We start from the raw sequence: 17,821 nt of genomic DNA, 5'->3' as shown, positions 1-17,821 counted from the left end.
AGAAAAAAGCTATTTTATCATGAATAATTTTAACTTGTTCAATAAGCGATAACTGGTATAAATAAATTATTAATCATATTTAATAATTAACACCATGCAAAAAGCACAAACAATTGTTGTAAAGTTAGGTACTAGCGTTTTAACCGGCGGCAGCGATAAATTAGATAAAGCACATATGGTTGAGCTGGCTAGGCAATGTAGTGAGCTTAAAAAACAGGGGCATCAAGTTATTTTAGTCTCAAGTGGCGCGGTTGCCGCAGGGCGAGAGCAATTAATAACCCCTTGTGGTCGCAGTGTTATTGATAAACAAATGTTAGCAGCGATTGGTCAAGGGCAGTTAATTCATTTATGGCATAACTTGTTTTCGCTTTATCAAATTAATGTAGGGCAAATGTTATTAACACGTGCCGATGTAGAAGACCGTGAGCGGTATTTAAATGCACGCGATACGCTAAATGCATTATTGAGTCACAACGTAGTCCCTATTATTAATGAAAATGATGCCGTTGCAACCAGCGAAATAAAAGTGGGCGATAACGACAATTTATCAGCACTTGTTGCTATTTTAGCTAACGCCGACAAACTATTACTATTAACGGATCAAGAAGGGTTATTTACCAGTGATCCTCGAACTAATAGACATGCTAAATTAATTGATGAAGTTGAACATATTGACGATGAATTAAGACAGCTGGCTGGTGGCAGTGGTACAAACTTAGGAACCGGTGGTATGGCGACCAAGCTGCAAGCTGCAGATATTGCTCGTCGTGCTGGGGTTGAGGTTATTATTGCTAAAGGTAATGGTAAAAATGTGATTTTAAATTGCATGAGCGAACAATTACCTGGTACGCGTTTTTTAAAACTTACTGCACCGAAAGAAGGTCGCAAAAAATGGTTATTAGCAGGTCCTAAAAGTAGTGGCCAAATAGAGATAGATAAAGGGGCAATATCTGCTTTACAAAAAAAGGGCGCTAGCTTACTCGCCAAGGGGGTCGTTAAAGCGTTTGGACAATTTGAGCGCGGTGATCTTATCGATTTAATTGATAATAATAACCATGTAGTTGCTCGAGGTTTAACACGCTTTAGTTATTCAGAGGTAGTTAAAATTAAAGGGGCTCACTCTACTCAAATTGCTTGTCTACTTGGCTATGATAATGCGCCAGAAGTACTGCATCGTGATGATATGGTATTGCTTTAAGCTTAAAATACGATAAAAAAGAATTAAATTATTTAGTAATTTTATAAATATTGCCTAAGCTTAGTGCAAGTAAGCTATTTTAGGTACATTTCATGAAGCAGGATACCTGTGGGCATCAATGGATAATTTCACTAACACAACAACAACAAGAAAGTGATTTAGATGCAGAATTAATTCAAGTTTTTAATGAATTAGTCGGGTTCAATGGATTTGCTCTTTACGTGAATAAATATTTTTCAGATGCCGGAACCCCTAAGCAATTAAATCCTCATCGAACGATGGAAGCACTGTCACCGCAAGAAGCAATTACGTTACTAAGAACGTTAAATGCGGGCGGCACTCAAGCTAAAAATATTATTCCTATTAAGCATATTAACCAGGTGATCGGTTTTGTATGTATAAGTACGAATGTAAATTTATTAGCGCAAACACATACATTAATGAGTAATATATTAAAAGTTTACGCCAACCAATTAGGGTTATTGTATAAATCATGTTTAGACCCTTTAACAGAGTTATTAAACCGACAAACGTTTGATAAAAAAGTAATAGAAATAGTGACAGATGATGGGTTTTCTAATGACGACATTGAAAGTTATGAAAACCAGTATTGGTTTTTAGCCATTATTGATATCGATCACTTTAAAAGCGTTAATGATACCTATGGCCACGTTATAGGCGATGAAGTGATTTTATTAGTGGCACGTTTACTAAAAAATAATTTTAGATTAGAAGATTATGTATTTCGGTATGGTGGAGAGGAGTTTGCTATCTTATTTAAGACACAAAATAAAGAATGTGCAGCAGGGTTATTAAATAGATTACGATTGAAAATAAGTGAATTTTCTTTTCCACAAGTAGGGCAACTTACTGTTAGTAGCGGATTTTTACAATTACAGGCCATTGATAGTGTATCTAGTTTAGTAAATAAGGCCGATGTCGCACTTTATCACTCAAAAAATAGAGGAAGGAATAAAGTGACCGCCTACAGTGATCTAAATTTAATAGAGGAGGTTGTTGTAGAAAGTAGCATAGAGCTTTTTTGATTTAAATTTTGTGCTAAAATCGCGCCCATAAATTAATGCAAGCAGAGCATAAAAAATGAAATTAATTAGATGGGTGTTAGGCAGTATAATATTGTTTTTTAATTTTATATTTACACCGCGCAGTAAAAAGCGTGCTAGTGAAGAGCAAGCACGTCTTGATCAACAAACCAGTCAATTTAAATTATATCAATTCAACGCATGCCCGTTTTGTGTAAAAGTGCGCCGAGCTATAAAACGCGAAGGCTTAAATATACAAACACGAGATGCTAAAAATAATGATCAGTATCGCCAAGAGCTTTTAACACAAGGAGGCAAGATTAAAGTGCCTTGTTTACGTATAGAGCAAGATGGTCAGGTAAGCTGGTTATACGAATCAAACGATATTATTGCTTACTTAAATAAAGTAGCAGCTTAAATATTTTTCATATTATTTCCTATTTTAAAGAGAACAGAACATGACAATTCGCACTCGTGTTGCTCCATCACCAACTGGTGACCCGCACCTTGGCACCGCTTATATCGCCTTATTTAACTATTGTTTTGCTAAACAACAAGGTGGTGAATTTGTATTACGAATTGAAGATACCGACCAAGTAAGAAGCACGGCACAGTCAGAGCAAGCTATTATGGATAGCCTTCGTTGGTTAGGACTTGAGTGGGATCATGGCCCTGATGTTGGTGGCGATTTTGGTCCATACCGCCAATCTGAGCGTAGCGATTTATATAAAAAATACGCACACCAGTTAGTTGATGATGGCAAAGCGTTTTACTGTTTTGCAACAAGCGAAGAGCTTGATGCGATGCGCGAAGAGCAAATGGCAGAAGGTTTGCGCCCTAAATACGACGGTCGTGGTTTAAACCATACCGATGAAGAAATTAAAGCAAATTTAGCAGCAGGAAAACCTTACGTTATCCGTATGAAAATTCCAAGCGAAGGCACTTTTAAGTTTAACGATTACTTACGTGATGAAATAGAAATCCCGTGGGAAAACGTAGATATGCAAGTGCTTTTAAAAGCAGACGGCTTTCCTACCTACTTTTTAGCGAATGTCGTTGATGATCACCACATGCAAATTAGCCATATCTTCCGTGGTGAAGAGTGGATTAACTCAGCGCCTAAATTATTAAAGTTGTATGAAGACTTTGGTTGGGAAGCGCCAGTTCTTGGGCATTTACCATTATTACGTAACCCTGATAAATCTAAACTTTCTAAGCGTAAAAATCCAACATCGATTAATTACTATAAAGAAATGGGTTACTTGCCAGAAGCCGTGCTTAATTACTTAGGCCGTATGGGCTGGTCAATGCCAGATGAGCGTGAAAAGTTCACCCTTAATGAAATGATTGAAAACTTTGACATGAAGCGCGTATCGCTTGGTGGCCCAGTGTTCGACGTCGATAAATTAAGCTGGTTAAACGGTATGTGGATCCGCGAAAATCTAACCGACGAGCAGTTAATTCAACGCTTTGTTGATTGGAAGTTTAACGGCGACATGTTAGCTAAAGTATTACCTGAAGCTAAAACGCGTATTAATACTCTTTCGGATATGGTGGATCTAGCAGGGCATTTTGTAGGTGGTATTCCTTCTTACGATCCTGCGCTATTAACCGCTGGTAAAGCAGATGAAAATGTAATTCGTCAAGCATTACAATTCTTTGTCTGGCAGCTTGAAGGTTTACGTAGTTTTGACAAGCCTGCTATTTTTGCAATCGCAAAAGAAGTGGCTACGTTCCATGAGCTTAAAATAAAAGACTTTTTAGAGCCTATATTTGTAGCAATTACAGGTAAAACTTCGTCAACATCCGTGCTTGATGCAATGGAAATTTTAGGCTCAGATTTATCGCGTGCCCGTTTACGTGTTGCACTTGCGCATATAGGTATTTCTAAAAAACAGGCTAAAAATATAGAGCGTGCATACCGTACTTACCCAAGTGCATAATATGCGTTAAATGCAAAAAGCCGAGCTTACAATAAGCTCGGCTTTTTATTTACTAATGAGTATGACTGACTAATAACTATATGCCTGACCATAACATTGTATGGCAATATCACAACGGCCGAGGGCTACTTTACGACATTGGTTTATCGTGTATGCATTACCGTCGATATTAATGACATTGGCTTTAAGGCGCTCAGTCGCTTGGGAATAAGCAAATTCGTAACCAATATTTCTATTACTTTTAGAACTTCTAGCATCAGCTGGGCTTTGGTTTGTGCCATAGCAGCTTTCACCCTGAACACGCCCTAACAGCCTTGCGCCACTTTCATGTGCCGATTGATCATCCATAAATTGATACAGGTCGCGTCGAGCAACGTGTTCGATAATTTGCGTTTGTAAAATATCAGACGTGACATTTGTACCAAACCGAATGCTAGTACACGCCGATATAAGCAAACACAGTACGCTAAAAAAGAGTATACGAAACATAAAAATGACATACTAAATAAAAATAATGTTTTAACAGTAAATACTTTAAACGATTTTTTCTAGTCACCTTGTAAGGGGATTTGTTTTACTTTGTAAACAGATTCGACCTCTCTGTATTATTTTTCTGATAGTATGGCAGGGTTAAAATTCGTATAAGTAGTGAAAACATTATGTTAAGTCCTTATTTTCAGCAACATGCTGACTATGTTTCAATTTCTCGAGAGCAAGGTTGTCGCTTTGCTAAATGTGTTGCCGATGACTTTAATCCTTTGCATGATAAAGATGCAAAAAAGTTTTGTGCGCCAGGTGATTTGCTGTTTTCATTAGTGCTTGAGCGCTATGGTATCAGTGAGCATATGGAATTTGTTTTTTCAGGAATGGTTGATGAAAATACACAACTTCACTTTCCTGACGCAGATTCAGAGTTTAATATCACTAACGGCGAAAAAGTCATATTAAAAGTAAAACGTGAAGGTAACACCCGTCGGTGTGAGACGTTAACAAATAGTCTGATAAAAAATTATGTCGAATTTTCAGGGACTACTTTTCCTCATATCATCATTCCATTAATGGGCAAGCAAAACGTGATGATAAACCCAGCTCGCCCTATGGTTATTTACGAATCGATGCTGATTAACTTAGATAATCTTGATATTAAAGCGCCAACACTTGAGTTTGCTGAGCCGAGCTTTGAACATACAGGCAAGCGTGGAAAAATTACGTTGCGATTTAATTTACTCGAAAATGGAGTAAAAGTCGGCAGCGGAGAAAAACACATGCTAGTTTCGGGGATCCGTGAATATTGCCAAACAACCGTTGATGATTTAATTACTTTTTATAATCAACGAAAAGAGACATTAAAACCGGTTTAATACTCAGTTTATTTTTATATAAATTCAGTGAGCCCAATACCGTACTTTTACGTTATTGGGGGATATTAGGTGCTAAATTCAATGCTTATTTAGCGCCTTTTTTGTTTGTGTTAGGTATAATGTCGCTCTTTGTCATGTTAAAGCTAAACTTATGTCTGTTACTTCGTTCACATCACTTGCTCTGGATCCTTTATTATTAACTGCGCTTGAGCAAAATAATTACACTCAGCCCACTGCAATTCAAGCTAAAACTATTCCACCTATTTTAGCGGGAAATGATGTTATGGGCAGTGCCCAAACAGGCACAGGTAAAACTGCTGCATTTGTATTGCCACTATTACACAAGCTATTAAACAGCCCTAAAAAGAATGAACCAGGCAGTGCACGCGTCGTAATATTAACGCCAACACGAGAGCTTGCTCAACAAGTGTTTGCCAGCTTTGAAAAATACGCACAAGGGACAGACATTAAAGGAGCCCTTGCCTATGGCGGGGCCAGCATTGGGCCACAAATTAAAGCGTTAAAGCATGCGCAAGTGATTGTTGCTACCCCAGGGCGATTATTAGATCATATTATTAAAGGCAGTGTGATTTTATCAAGCGTTGATTCATTAGTGTTTGATGAAGCTGATCGCATGTTGGATATGGGCTTTATAGACGAAATAAAACGTATTTTGCGCCACATTCCAGGCGATCGCCAAACGTTATTATTTTCGGCAACGTTTGACGACAGCGTATTTGAATTAAGTAAAAAGCTACTAAAAAACCCTGAACTTATAGAGGTTGATAAACGTAACTCTGCTGCGGTTGAAGTAGAGCAAATAATTTACGCTGTAGATGAAGATCGTAAGCGCGAACTTGTTTCTCACATGATTGGTATGAAAAATTGGCGCCAAGTGCTTATCTTTACACGTACGAAACAAATGGCCGACAAACTGGCCAAAGAAATGTGTAAAGATGGTTTAAAAACCGAATCTATTCATGGAGATAAATCACAAGGAGCCCGTGATAGAGCATTACAAAATTTTAAACAAGGAAGCACAAGAGTGTTAGTGGCGACCGATGTGGCAGCCCGTGGTCTAGATATTTCTTCTTTACGCTATGTTATTAATTTTGAACTCCCCTACATAGCAGAAGACTACGTTCATCGAATAGGGCGTACAGGGCGAGCTGGAGAGCAGGGGCTTGCGATGTCGTTAGTCAGCCTTGATGAGCAATGGTTACTTGAAGAAATAGAAGTATTACTTGATACACGCTTAACACCGCAGTGGTTATCAGGGTATGAGCCAGATCCTAATAAAAAACCAAAAGATAATCGAAAAAACAGCAATAAAGCACGAAAAGATCGCGATAAAAAGCGCATCACCGGGCAACGTTCGTCAAATCGACGTAGAAAGTAATGTGTTAATATTCTTAAACGTGTCTAAGAGTGTATCGGTTTTAAAAGCAAGCGCTGACGCTTGCTTTTAACCAGAAAGTAAGGGGCGAGTTATTAGGCTATTTGCTTTTCAGCAAGGTTTAATTCCATCGTTGCTTTAAGTAAGCGGTATAGATTAATTGATGCGTCAATTTCTTCTTTACGGTTTGTTAAGCTTTCGATATTTAACCCTAGTGGTACGTTTAAGTGCGCGCAGCTTTTGAGTATTGAGTCGAGGTTTTCACGGCAAATGCGTACTGATTCACTTAAAGTATTATCGGCATCGAGCATGCGCCATTTAGTTGCCTCTGGCACTGATATACCTAGCCACTGCATAAACTCTAATGTTTTTTGTCCGCCACATGGAGTAAATGTTAAAATAATTCGTTTAGGTGCAATTCCTTGTGCTTTACAACTGCGTGCATAACTGGTGATTAAATCAATTGTTGCTTGTGCGTTATAAACCGCTTGCGAAATAAAATATTGGCACCCTTGTGCTGTTTTTTCTATAAGGCGCTCGTGCTCATTACGTTTACTGGCATGGCGCTCTGCAATAGTCACGCCGCCTAAAAAGAAATCGTCTTGCTTTGTCGCCAGTGCTTTATAGGCATCAGGCAAACTTAGCTTAATATCGCCTGACGATGAAGGGCTGCCAACCAGTACTAAGTTATTTAAACCATACTCTTGCTTGGTTTCATCTAACCAGTGGGTAAATTCGGTTGCGCTGCGCTGAGCCACACTTTTATAAGTGATAACATCAAGGTTTGATAAATCGCGAAGTAAGCGACTGTACTCGCGTGGGTCTACTGTTTGTTTAAATGGAAATGGGCGCGCTTGTTCAGTACGACTACTTTCATCTTGTATATCGTAAATAACCACTCCATCGTATTCAATTTCGTGTAAACGCCCTAGCAGTTTTTCGGCAATGGCTTTTAGCTGCGCTTTATCAGTGCCCACTTTTGGTGGAGTTGTGCCTATCAAATACACTCCTTGGTTAGTGTCTTCGATTTTTTCTTTTAATGATAAAGCCATAATCCTCATTCCAGCTTGGTAAGTTGCGATAGAATTAATATAACAGCCATTTAGACGGCTAGATAGTTTTTTTTAGTGAAACTTTCTCAATCGTTATGAGGTTTTTTCATAGTGTGTGCAAGTTGCAAGATAATTGACACAGTTGTTTACACAATAAATAGCCTTAATACTCTTATTTTTGTGACCTTTGCGGCATAATCAAGTCATAAAATAATAAATATATTCATACACCCCCACGATGCATTTTTACAGCTTGCTTAATGAAAGTGGTTTGGATATGAAATTACCCAGCAAGGAATAATTATGAAATTTAAGTTATTAGCAACCAGCTTCGCAGTGTCATTAGCGTTAAGTGGCTGTGCAATGCAACAAAGCACAACGAACAGTGACATTGACTATGCTAAAGAAACTAATTCGCACAGTGGTGTATTTTCACAAGCCTACTTACTCGAAGAGTTAGATAATGGCTTACGTGTCATGGTCGTTAAAACCGATTACCCAGATGTGGTGTCACTACAAATTCCGGTATCGGTTGGCTCTCGCAACGAAGTGGAAGAAGGAAAAACAGGCTTTGCTCATTTTTTTGAACACATGATGTTTAAAGGTTCTAAAAAGTTCCCAGAAGAAATTTATACCGATATTTTGAAAAACTCAGGGGTGGATAATCGGGCATATACGACAAATGATTATACCAACTACCATTTAAATTTTTCAAAGCAGCACCTTGATAAAGTGCTTGAAATTGAAGCCGATATTTTTCAAGATTTAACGTATTCAGAAGAGCAATTTAGAACCGAAGCATTAACCGTAAAAGGCGAATATTTAAAAAACAACGCCAGCCCAATTCGTAAACTGCTTAGTGCTGTTCGTAATGAAGCATTTGATAAACATACCTATAAACATACTACAATGGGCTTTTTTGAAGACATAGAAGCAATGCCTGATCAAATGGCATACGGTAAAGAGTTTTTTGCTAAATTTTATAAACCCGAATATGTGTCGCTTGTGATAGTGGGTGATGTCGACCCGCAAGAAACCATGGCCATGGTTAAAAAGCACTGGGGTGGCTGGAAAAAAGGCGATTATGTTGCCGATATTAAAGCCGAGCCTGTTCAACAAGCGCCTAAGTATATACACGAAAAAAATGAAGGCTTACCAGGGCATTGGCTATTGGTATCGTATAAAGGGGTGGCTTGGCAACCACAGAAAAAGGATCGCGCAGCCCTTGATTTACTATCGCAACTTTATTTTTCAGATAACTCATCGCTTTATCAAGAATTGGTAGTAGAAAAACAGATAGCGAGTCAAATGTTTACTTATAACCCAGAAACTAAAGATCCAGGGTTATTACACGTTTTTGTAAAAGTAGAAAACGCAGACGATTTAGCCACAGCGCGAGATGCAATTAATCGTACATATGCAAAAGCACGTACAGAATTAATTGATAGCAAAAAACTCAGCGATTTAAAATCGAATCTTAAATATAGTTTTATTAATGGATTAGACTCTTCACAAGCCATAGCTTCGACACTCGCTCGATACATGCATTTTGAGCGCGACCCACAGGTTATTAATCAACTTTATAAATCAGCTGATAATATTACAGCAGAAGACATTAAAGCCGTTGCCAATAAATACTTTGTTGATAATAGTCGTACCACGGTAACGATGTCTGCACTCGATAACATCCCTGGGTTTGCACAAGAAGCGAACTTAAATGCATTAGTTGCGCAGCTTGATAAGGCGCCCGAAGCGACGTTATTTAAAGTGCTTGATAAAACGAATAGCTCGCCATTAATTGATGTTAACTTTTTATTTAATACAGGCGCAGCTGCCGACCCGAAAGGGAAAAAAGGGGTTGCAGCGCTCACCGCTGCAATGCTTGCTCAAGGTGGTTCACAAAGCACCAGTTATAAAGAAATACAAAAAGCCTTATACCCATTAGCGGGTAGCTTTGGTTATCAAATAGATAAAGAAATGCTATCTTTTCAAGGACGTATCCATAAAGATAACGCCCAAACTTGGTATGCACTTGTGAGCGATCAGTTACTCAACCCAGGATTTAGAGAAGATGACTTTAAGCGCCTTAAAAAAGAAATGATCGATGGGATCAAATCGGGCTTAAAAGCATCTAACGACGAAGAGCTAGGAAAAGAAGTACTTTATAGTACGCTTTATAAAGGTCACCCTTATGAGAGCTATAACTACGGAGATATTTCGGATTTACAAGCGCTTACCCTTGAAGATGTTAAAGCATTTTATAATCGCGAGCTTACACAGGCTAAACTAACTTTAGGGCTAATTGGTGCTGTACCGGCTGAACTTAAAGCAAATATGATGAGTGACTTAGCAACGCTTCCCAAAGGTGAGCAAAGCCGGTTAAGTATTCCAGATGCACCTGAACTGAAAGGTCATCATGCAACTATTGTAGAAAAGCAGGCGCAATCTACAGCGGTTTCATTTGGCTTTCCTATAGATACGATTCGTAGTAGCGAGGATTGGACCGCACTTTGGCTTGTACGCTCGTATTTTGGCGAGCACCGTAGCTCAAATTCATATTTGTATGAACGTATTCGACAAACCCGTGGTATGAACTACGGTGATTATGCTTACATTGAATATTTTCCACGTGGGATGTTTCAAACTAAACCCGATGCAAATTTAGGGCGCTCTGAACAAATATTCCAAGTATGGCTACGCCCACTACGTACAAATAATGATGCACATTTTGCTACTCGTACCGCTTTATTTGAACTTGATAAACTGATTAAAAACGGCTTAAGTGAGGATGATTTTGAAGCCACTCGAAACTTTTTAATTAACTTTGTCCCGCAAATGGTTGCAAGTCAAAATCGTCAATTAGGTTATGCACTCGATAGCGAATTCTATAACACAGAGTCGTTTGTAAAATACGTAACCAGTAAGCTTGAAAAGCTGACTTTATCAGATGTAAATCGTGTGATTAAAGAGAATTTGCAAACCGATAACGTTCAGTACGTATTTATTAGCGCAGACGCAATAGATATGAAAAACCGTTTAGCAACAGAGCAAACATCACCAATGGTTTATAATACGGATAAACCCGCAGCGTTGGTGGCCGAAGATAAAGAGATTGCTCAGTACTCGTTAGCAATTCCAAGTGAAAATATTGAAGTACTTAAAGTCGATAGTGTATTTAAGTAAACCCTCACATTGTGTGGTAAAAGTAATAGCCCCATGATTGGGGCTTTTTCATTTAATTAACCCCTTTTTACTCACTGCTACAGCGCCTAATTCGACTAATCTTATTGCTGGTGGCTTAAATCTTTACATTAAAAGAGTGGGTTTTTTGTATTGTGCTAACGATGCATAGAGCAAACTAAACCATTTTTTATTTATTAGTTATATCTAATAACCAGAACAAATATCTAAGAGGTTAACACCTATGCGGTTAAATCCGTTAAACTCAAGTAAAGCATCTTTTGTATTTATGTAAGGTCATATAATGCGTCATGAAATTTGGCAACAGCTTCGCGATGAAGCAAACGAGTTAGTTAAACGTGAGCCCCTATTAGCGAGCCATGTTTATTCGTGTATTTTAAATCATGATTGCTTAGGTTCTGCACTGAGTTTTATTGTTGCTAATAAATTAGCCGATGCTGTGGTCTCTGCATTTACTATTAGAGAACTATTTGATCAGGCATTTGTTAAATGCGATCGTATGCTCACCCATGTAGCAAAAGATATGAAAGCGGTAAAAGATCGTGACCCTGCAGCCGAAACTTACCTTACCGTTATATTAAACCTAAAAGGTTTTCATGCTATTCAAGCACATCGTTTAGCAAATTGCTTATGGCAGCAAAATAGAAAAGAGCTAGCACGTTTTATACAAAGCCGTACTTCTGAAGTGTTTGGTGTTGATATTCATCCTGCTTGTAAAGTAGGGCAGGGGATCATGTTTGACCATGCCACCGGTATTGTTATTGGCGAAACTGCAGTCATTGAAGACAACGTATCAATACTCCAATCGGTTACGCTTGGGGGAACAGGTAATGAGCAAGGTGATCGCCACCCTAAAATAAGAGCGGGTGTATTAATTGGCGCTGGTGCAAAAGTACTGGGTAATATTGAAGTTGGCGAAGGAGCGCGTATTGGTGCAGGCTCTGTCGTATTAAGTCCAGTTCCACCACATACCACAGCGGTAGGAGTGCCAGCTAAAATTATTGGACGACCGGATTGTGAGTGTCCGGCGCAAAGTATGAATCAAAATTTTTTAGCTAAACCCGAACCTGAAAACGAATCACATACAAGTGCTATGTTATAAATAATTATGTGAGTAATTAAAGCATTATGCGTGTTACCTATTTACTCACTATTTTTATCGCTGTTATCAGTGGTGCGTTGTTAAGCCGACTTTATTTTAAGGTGAGCGAGTCAGCTATTATCACCACAAGCAATGAGACTAGCGTACAACCCGCAGCAAAAGCGTTATTAAGCAAAGGTAAATTAGTATCTAGCTTAGTCGATGCAAGCGAAAGTACGTTATTATTGCAACAAGAAAATCAACAATTAAAACAACAAATAAGCACCCTGAGCGAAACAATTACAGCGCAACAAGCACAACTTTTAGCGTTACAACAAGCAAATGCCACCCGCGACAATCAATCAATTGTTTATTTTGAAAATTTATTAAGCCTGCAAAAACGCGATGAATCTTGGGCCTATCAAGTTGAGTCTGCGATACAAGACTTTGTAGCAACTGCCGATTTATACCCACAATTACAACTTGATGAGCTTGGCTGTAAAGCAACCGTTTGTCAGTTTACATTAACTCATGATTTAAATGACGGACACGATCTATATTATTGGCGTAATGTGAATGACTTTCTGCTAAAACAGCCTTGGTGGCAGCAATTTAATTATACTTTGGTGATAAATAACAATAACCAAGTAACGTACACTATCAGTACAAAATAATTTATTGGCGCTGAGATATTAACTGTCCATCTACTAACTCGGTGGTAATGATGTCACCTACATTAACTTGAGAAATGGATTTTATTACTTCGCCTTGTGCGTTTTTAGTAATGCTATATCCGCGCGATAATACGTTTAATGGACTCACTGAATCAAGACGACTAGCATGTATTGCTAGGGCGTTTTTCCCTGCTTGCAATTGCTGGTTTATAGCCTGACTGAGCCGAGTTTGTAACAGTTGTAGCTGGTGGCTACTATTGGCCAGTGCCTTATCAGGAGATTTACGCATTAAGCTTGCGATTGATTGGTTAATCATGCGCTCATGCTGATGTAATCGGTTTTGCATTGCTTGGTGTAAAGCAAGCTGTAATTCATCTAAACGTTGTGATTGCTGATTAAGTTGGTTACGTGGATGACATAAATTTAAGCGATGTCCCCACTGGGTTGCAATGCTATTTTGGGTGTTTAGCTGATGTTTAAATGCGTTATATAAATTGGCAATTAAACGACTTATTTGATTATGTAATTCTTGCGAGTTAGGGCTTACTAACTCTGCAGCTGCTGAAGGTGTGGCCGCACGAACATCTGCAACATAGTCACTAATCGTTGTATCAATTTCGTGACCGACAGCACTGACGATAGGCAGAGTGCTTTGGTAAATAGCGTGTGCTAACTGCTCATGATTAAAACACCATAGATCTTCTAAAGACCCACCGCCACGCCCTAAAATAAGGACATCGACTTCGTTTCGAGCATTCGCCAGTTGAATTTGATTAATTAGATGTAGATGAGCTTCTTTGCCTTGTACCATAGCAGGGTAAATAACAACTTCTAGTTGAGGTGCTCGGCGTTTAAGAACTGTTAAAATATCTTTAATTGCAGCACCGGTGGCCGAAGTAACAACACCAATACGGTTAATTATCTTTGGTATGGGTTTTTTATACGCCGAGCTGAATAGCCCTTGTGCCGCGAGGCGCATTTTTAATGCATCAAATTCTTGTTTAAGTTGCCCCTCGCCAGCAGGTTCCATGTGTTCAACAATAAGCTGATAATCACCACGAGGTTCATAAAGTGATACACGTGCTCTGACAGTTACTTGCTCACCATTTGTTGGGCGATAACGTTGGTGGCGATTGTTCCCACGCCACATAGCTGCTTTAATTTGGGCTTTATCGTCTTTTAGTGAAAAATACCAATGCCCAGAAGCTGGAGTAATAAAATTTGATACTTCAGCCGTGAGTACTAACGAAGAGAAACCTTGCTCAAGAACACCGCGGATCTCTTTGTTAAGACGTGAAACGGTGTACACGGTGTGTGTGGGCGTTGAAAACATAAAAACAACCTAATTCTATTTTGGGCTAAGTAAAAACCGAGTCATGAAGAGTTAATCGCCCCTAGGCTGAACCCTTTGGGCTGCGTTTGTTTGGCATTGTTGTTACGTTATCGCCTATTTATGAGAAATAACGACACTACAATAGGTTTAACCTTGGCTAAATACCTAACAAACGACTGCAAATTTAATCTGCAAAGGCCAATAGAGGCTATATTATCATAAATATCTCTAAATTATTATTTACTCATTGCAATAACGCTGTTAAAATTTGGCCGCAATTCCTTATCTATATCCACAAGTGAGAAGTTGCCAAAATGCTTAGAATTGCTAAAGAAGCTCTTACCTTTGATGACGTACTTTTAGTACCGGGTCATTCTACTGTTTTGCCACACACGGCAAATATTTCAACTCGCTTAACGCGTGGTATCAAACTTAACTTGCCATTAGTTTCAGCGTCTATGGACACTGTTACCGAAGCTCGTTTAGCGATAGCGCTTGCTCAAGAGGGCGGTCTGGGTTTTATTCATAAAAACATGACTGTTGAAGAACAAGCAAATAATGTGCGTAAAGTAAAAACCTATGAAGCGGGTATTGTTTCTTACCCCGTCACTGTGCCAGCTGATTTAACGATTGCTGATGCCATGGTGCTTTCTGATGAAAAAGGTTTTTCAGGTTTCCCTGTTACCGATAACGATAACAACCTGTTAGGTATCGTTACCGGACGCGATATGCGTTTTGAAACGAAACTAGAGCAACCTGTTTCAACTGTTATGACAACTAAAGATAAGTTAGTAACAGTAAAAGAAGGTGCACCACGTGAAGAAATCTTAGGTTTAATGCATGAATATCGCATTGAAAAAATCTTAGTGGTTGATGATGCATTTAAATTAAAGGGCATGATCACCGTTAAAGATTACCAAAAAGCCCAAGATAAACCTGATGCATGTAAAGATGAGCAAGGTCGTTTACGTGTTGGTGCTGCTGTTGGTGTTGGCGCTGGAACTGATGAGCGTATTGCTGCATTAGTTGAAGCGGGTGTTGATGTATTATTAATTGATACTTCACACGGTCACTCGCAAGGCGTTATCGACCGTGTAGCGGCAACACGCCAAGCATTTCCTGATTTACAAATTGTTGCAGGTAACGTTGCGACCGCAGAAGGTGCAATTGCTTTAGCTGATGCCGGTGTTGATGCGGTAAAAGTGGGGATTGGCCCAGGCTCTATTTGTACAACACGTATCGTTACAGGTTGTGGTGTTCCGCAAATTACTGCTATTTCAGATGCTGTTGAAGGCTTAAAAGGCCGTGATATTCCAGTGATTGCCGATGGTGGTATTCGTTTTTCTGGTGATATTGTTAAAGCACTTGTTGCGGGTGCTTCATGTGTGATGGTTGGTTCAATGCTAGCTGGTACAGAAGAAGCGCCAGGTGAAGTTGAGCTATATCAAGGGCGTTACTACAAATCATATCGTGGTATGGGTAGCTTAGGTGCGATGAACCAAAAAGAAGGTTCTTCAGATCGCTACTTCCAAAAATCAAACCAAGCTGACAAATTAGTGCCAGAAGGAATTGAAGGCCGAGTGGCTTATAAGGGTCCAATTGCGACTATTATTCATCAGCAAGTAGGTGGCCTGCGCAGTGCAATGGGCTTAACCGGTTGTGCCACTATTGATGAGCTGAACACTAAACCTCAGTTTGTACGTGTTACCTCAGCGGGTATGGGTGAGTCGCATGTGCACGACGTGCAAATTACCAAAGAAGCGCCTAACTACCGCTTAGGTTAAACAACAATTTAATATTACGGGGCTGGCATTACCAGCCCTCTTTAATAGCCACTAAGCAAATTAGTGGAATTTTGTATCAGACATTACGAGACACTCCATGAGCAAAGATATTCACGATTCACGAATTCTAATTTTAGATTTTGGTTCGCAGTACACTCAACTTATAGCACGACGTATACGCGAAATAGGCGTTTACTGTGAGCTGTGGGCATGGGATGTAACTGAGGAACAAATTCGCGAATTTAACCCTCAAGGTATTATTTTATCGGGTGGCCCTGAGTCAACAACCCTTGATAACAGCCCACGTGCACCTGAATATGTATTTAATGCAGGAGTTCCTGTATTAGGCATTTGTTACGGTATGCAAACCATGGCAATGCAACTAGGTGGTAACGTACATAGCTCTGAGCATAAAGAGTTTGGTTACGCACAAGTAGAGAAAGTGGGTAATTGTGCTTTATTTGACGCTATTGAAGACAGCCTAAGTGATGCTGGCAACGGTATTTTAGATGTGTGGATGAGTCATGGCGATAAAGTGATGTCTGTACCTGCTGGTTTTAATACAACAGCAAAAACATCAACATGTCCTCATGCGGCAATGTCTAACGAAGAAAAGCGTTTTTATGGTGTACAATTTCATCCAGAAGTGACACATACCCACCAAGGCCAACGTTTATTAGAGCGTTTTGCAATTGATATTTGTGGTTGTGAAAAATTATGGACTCCAGCAAAAATCATCGACGATGCTATTGAACGCATTAAAGACACCGTTGGTGATGACGAAGTTATTTTAGGTTTATCGGGCGGTGTTGATTCGTCTGTTGTTGCTATGCTTATCCATCGCGCTATTGGTGATAGATTAACGTGTGTGTTTGTTGATAACGGATTACTTCGTTTAAACGAAGGCCAACAAGTTATGGATATGTTTGGTAATAAGTTTGGCTTAAACATTGTTAAAGTCGATGCAGAAGATCAATTTTTAGCTGATCTTGCTGGTAAATCTGATCCAGAAGACAAGCGCAAAGCAATCGGCCATACGTTTATCAACGTATTTGATGAGCAATCTAAAAAGCTTAAAAATGCCAAATGGTTAGGCCAAGGTACGATTTATCCAGATGTTATCGAATCGGCTGCATCGGCGACAGGTAAAGCACATGTTATTAAATCGCATCATAATGTGGGTGGATTGCCTGATGACATGAAGATGGGCTTAGTTGAGCCGCTACGTGAGTTATTTAAAGATGAAGTACGTAAAATAGGCTTAGAGCTTGGTTTACCTTACGACATGCTATACCGCCACCCATTCCCTGGTCCTGGTTTAGGTGTACGTGTACTTGGTGAAATCAAAAAAGAGTATTGTGATTTACTACGCCGAGCTGATGCTATCTTTATTGAAGAGCTGCACAAAGCAGACTTGTATCATAAAGTAAGCCAAGCGTTTACCGTGTTCTTACCGGTTAAATCGGTAGGAGTAATGGGTGATGCGCGTAAATACGATTGGGTTGTATCACTTCGTTGTGTTGAAACTATTGACTTTATGACGGCGCGTTGGTCGCATTTACCTTATGAGTTCTTAGGGGTGGTTTCAAACCGTATCATCAACGAGATTGACGGCATTTCTCGTGTTGTTTACGATATTTCGGGTAAACCACCAGCAACAATTGAATGGGAATAACAATTAACCTTTAATAGGTTTTGATGTTTTTACCTTATTTAAACGACGAATTAGCCTGCTAATTCGTCGTTTTGTTTATT

14 protein-coding genes are annotated in these 17,821 nt (G+C 39.2%); 11 read left to right on the top strand and 3 right to left on the bottom strand.

All coding sequences use genetic code 11. From position 1 onward, the window contains the following. The first annotated feature begins 94 nt into the window (after nucleotides 1-94). The 4 genes from proB to gltX all read left to right on the top strand — a co-directional run bounded on the left by proB (nucleotide 95) and on the right by gltX (nucleotide 4,184). A complete protein-coding gene (gene proB, locus J8L70_RS02015; RefSeq protein ID WP_211053798.1) occupies nucleotides 95-1,198 on the top strand; it encodes a glutamate 5-kinase in 1,104 nt (367 codons plus the stop codon). Between the two features lie 92 nt (nucleotides 1,199-1,290). Further along, entirely contained in the window at nucleotides 1,291-2,244 is a 954-nt protein-coding gene (locus tag J8L70_RS02010) for a GGDEF domain-containing protein (protein ID WP_211053797.1), read from the top strand. Between the two features lie 55 nt (nucleotides 2,245-2,299). Beyond that, entirely contained in the window at nucleotides 2,300-2,659 is a 360-nt protein-coding gene (locus tag J8L70_RS02005; protein ID WP_211053796.1) for a glutathione S-transferase N-terminal domain-containing protein, read from the top strand. A 40-nt stretch (nucleotides 2,660-2,699) separates the two neighbouring features. Next, on the top strand, nucleotides 2,700-4,184 hold the full coding sequence (gene gltX, locus J8L70_RS02000) for a glutamate--tRNA ligase (protein WP_211053795.1): 1,485 nt from the start codon (nucleotides 2,700-2,702) through the stop codon (nucleotides 4,182-4,184). A 69-nt stretch (nucleotides 4,185-4,253) separates the two neighbouring features. Here gltX and J8L70_RS01995 read toward each other — a convergent pair whose 3' ends face one another. Beyond that, nucleotides 4,254-4,673: a hypothetical protein gene (locus tag J8L70_RS01995; RefSeq protein ID WP_211053794.1), complete on the bottom strand. Its 420-nt coding sequence runs from the start codon at nucleotides 4,671-4,673 to the stop codon at nucleotides 4,254-4,256. A gap of 170 nt (nucleotides 4,674-4,843) precedes the next feature. Between J8L70_RS01995 and J8L70_RS01990 the strand changes: the two genes are divergently transcribed. Together J8L70_RS01990 and J8L70_RS01985 are read left to right on the top strand one after the other, a co-directional pair. After that, nucleotides 4,844-5,545, top strand: coding sequence for a DUF3581 family protein (locus J8L70_RS01990; protein WP_211053793.1), 702 nt, complete (start codon nucleotides 4,844-4,846; stop codon nucleotides 5,543-5,545). A 151-nt stretch (nucleotides 5,546-5,696) separates the two neighbouring features. Further along, nucleotides 5,697-6,944: a DEAD/DEAH box helicase gene (locus J8L70_RS01985; RefSeq protein WP_211053792.1), complete on the top strand. Its 1,248-nt coding sequence runs from the start codon at nucleotides 5,697-5,699 to the stop codon at nucleotides 6,942-6,944. Nucleotides 6,945-7,036: 92 nt separating this feature from the next. Here J8L70_RS01985 and J8L70_RS01980 read toward each other — a convergent pair whose 3' ends face one another. Next, entirely contained in the window at nucleotides 7,037-7,993 is a 957-nt protein-coding gene (locus J8L70_RS01980; RefSeq protein ID WP_211053791.1) for a methylenetetrahydrofolate reductase, read from the bottom strand. 303 nt (nucleotides 7,994-8,296) lie between these two features. Here J8L70_RS01980 and J8L70_RS01975 point away from each other — a divergent pair, with 303 nt between their 5' ends. The 3 genes from J8L70_RS01975 (at nucleotide 8,297) to J8L70_RS01965 (ending at nucleotide 12,949) form a co-directional block, all read left to right on the top strand. Beyond that, the gene (locus tag J8L70_RS01975) at nucleotides 8,297-11,176 is read left to right on the top strand and encodes a M16 family metallopeptidase (protein WP_211053790.1); all 2,880 of its coding nucleotides are present in this window, start codon (nucleotides 8,297-8,299) and stop codon (nucleotides 11,174-11,176) included. A 301-nt stretch (nucleotides 11,177-11,477) separates the two neighbouring features. After that, entirely contained in the window at nucleotides 11,478-12,296 is an 819-nt protein-coding gene (cysE, locus tag J8L70_RS01970; RefSeq protein ID WP_211053789.1) for a serine O-acetyltransferase, read from the top strand. Nucleotides 12,297-12,322: 26 nt separating this feature from the next. After that, entirely contained in the window at nucleotides 12,323-12,949 is a 627-nt protein-coding gene (locus J8L70_RS01965; protein ID WP_211053788.1) for a hypothetical protein, read from the top strand. 1 nt (nucleotide 12,950) lies between these two features. Here the strand turns inward: J8L70_RS01965 and xseA are convergent, their stop codons facing one another. Next, entirely contained in the window at nucleotides 12,951-14,282 is a 1,332-nt protein-coding gene (gene xseA, locus J8L70_RS01960; protein ID WP_211053787.1) for an exodeoxyribonuclease VII large subunit, read from the bottom strand. A gap of 314 nt (nucleotides 14,283-14,596) precedes the next feature. Here xseA and guaB point away from each other — a divergent pair, with 314 nt between their 5' ends. Together guaB and guaA are read left to right on the top strand one after the other, a co-directional pair. Further along, nucleotides 14,597-16,066, top strand: coding sequence for an IMP dehydrogenase (gene guaB / locus J8L70_RS01955; protein ID WP_211053786.1), 1,470 nt, complete (start codon nucleotides 14,597-14,599; stop codon nucleotides 16,064-16,066). A gap of 97 nt (nucleotides 16,067-16,163) precedes the next feature. Continuing rightward, nucleotides 16,164-17,741 carry a glutamine-hydrolyzing GMP synthase gene (gene guaA / locus J8L70_RS01950; protein ID WP_211053785.1) on the top strand — a complete coding sequence of 526 codons (1,578 nt, stop codon included), beginning with the start codon at nucleotides 16,164-16,166 and terminating at the stop codon, nucleotides 17,739-17,741. The last annotated feature ends 80 nt before the right edge of the window (nucleotides 17,742-17,821 follow it).

Origin of the sequence: Pseudoalteromonas sp. MMG010 (genome assembly GCF_018100905.1) — a bacterium.
In the GTDB taxonomy this organism is placed as follows: domain Bacteria; phylum Pseudomonadota; class Gammaproteobacteria; order Enterobacterales; family Alteromonadaceae; genus Pseudoalteromonas.
Note: the sequence above shows the minus strand (reverse complement) of the source record. Positions and strands in the feature narration are given on the sequence as shown.

Coding starts and splice junctions, on each gene's coding strand:
- proB (WP_211053798.1), top strand. CDS start 95: ATGCAAAAAGCACAAACAATTGTTGTAAAGTTAGGTACTAGCGTTTTA.
- J8L70_RS02010 (WP_211053797.1), top strand. CDS start 1,291: ATGAAGCAGGATACCTGTGGGCATCAATGGATAATTTCACTAACACAA.
- J8L70_RS02005 (WP_211053796.1), top strand. CDS start 2,300: ATGAAATTAATTAGATGGGTGTTAGGCAGTATAATATTGTTTTTTAAT.
- gltX (WP_211053795.1), top strand. CDS start 2,700: ATGACAATTCGCACTCGTGTTGCTCCATCACCAACTGGTGACCCGCAC.
- J8L70_RS01995 (WP_211053794.1), bottom strand. CDS start 4,673: ATGTTTCGTATACTCTTTTTTAGCGTACTGTGTTTGCTTATATCGGCG.
- J8L70_RS01990 (WP_211053793.1), top strand. CDS start 4,844: ATGTTAAGTCCTTATTTTCAGCAACATGCTGACTATGTTTCAATTTCT.
- J8L70_RS01985 (WP_211053792.1), top strand. CDS start 5,697: ATGTCTGTTACTTCGTTCACATCACTTGCTCTGGATCCTTTATTATTA.
- J8L70_RS01980 (WP_211053791.1), bottom strand. CDS start 7,993: ATGGCTTTATCATTAAAAGAAAAAATCGAAGACACTAACCAAGGAGTG.
- J8L70_RS01975 (WP_211053790.1), top strand. CDS start 8,297: ATGAAATTTAAGTTATTAGCAACCAGCTTCGCAGTGTCATTAGCGTTA.
- cysE (WP_211053789.1), top strand. CDS start 11,478: ATGCGTCATGAAATTTGGCAACAGCTTCGCGATGAAGCAAACGAGTTA.
- J8L70_RS01965 (WP_211053788.1), top strand. CDS start 12,323: ATGCGTGTTACCTATTTACTCACTATTTTTATCGCTGTTATCAGTGGT.
- xseA (WP_211053787.1), bottom strand. CDS start 14,282: ATGTTTTCAACGCCCACACACACCGTGTACACCGTTTCACGTCTTAAC.
- guaB (WP_211053786.1), top strand. CDS start 14,597: ATGCTTAGAATTGCTAAAGAAGCTCTTACCTTTGATGACGTACTTTTA.
- guaA (WP_211053785.1), top strand. CDS start 16,164: ATGAGCAAAGATATTCACGATTCACGAATTCTAATTTTAGATTTTGGT.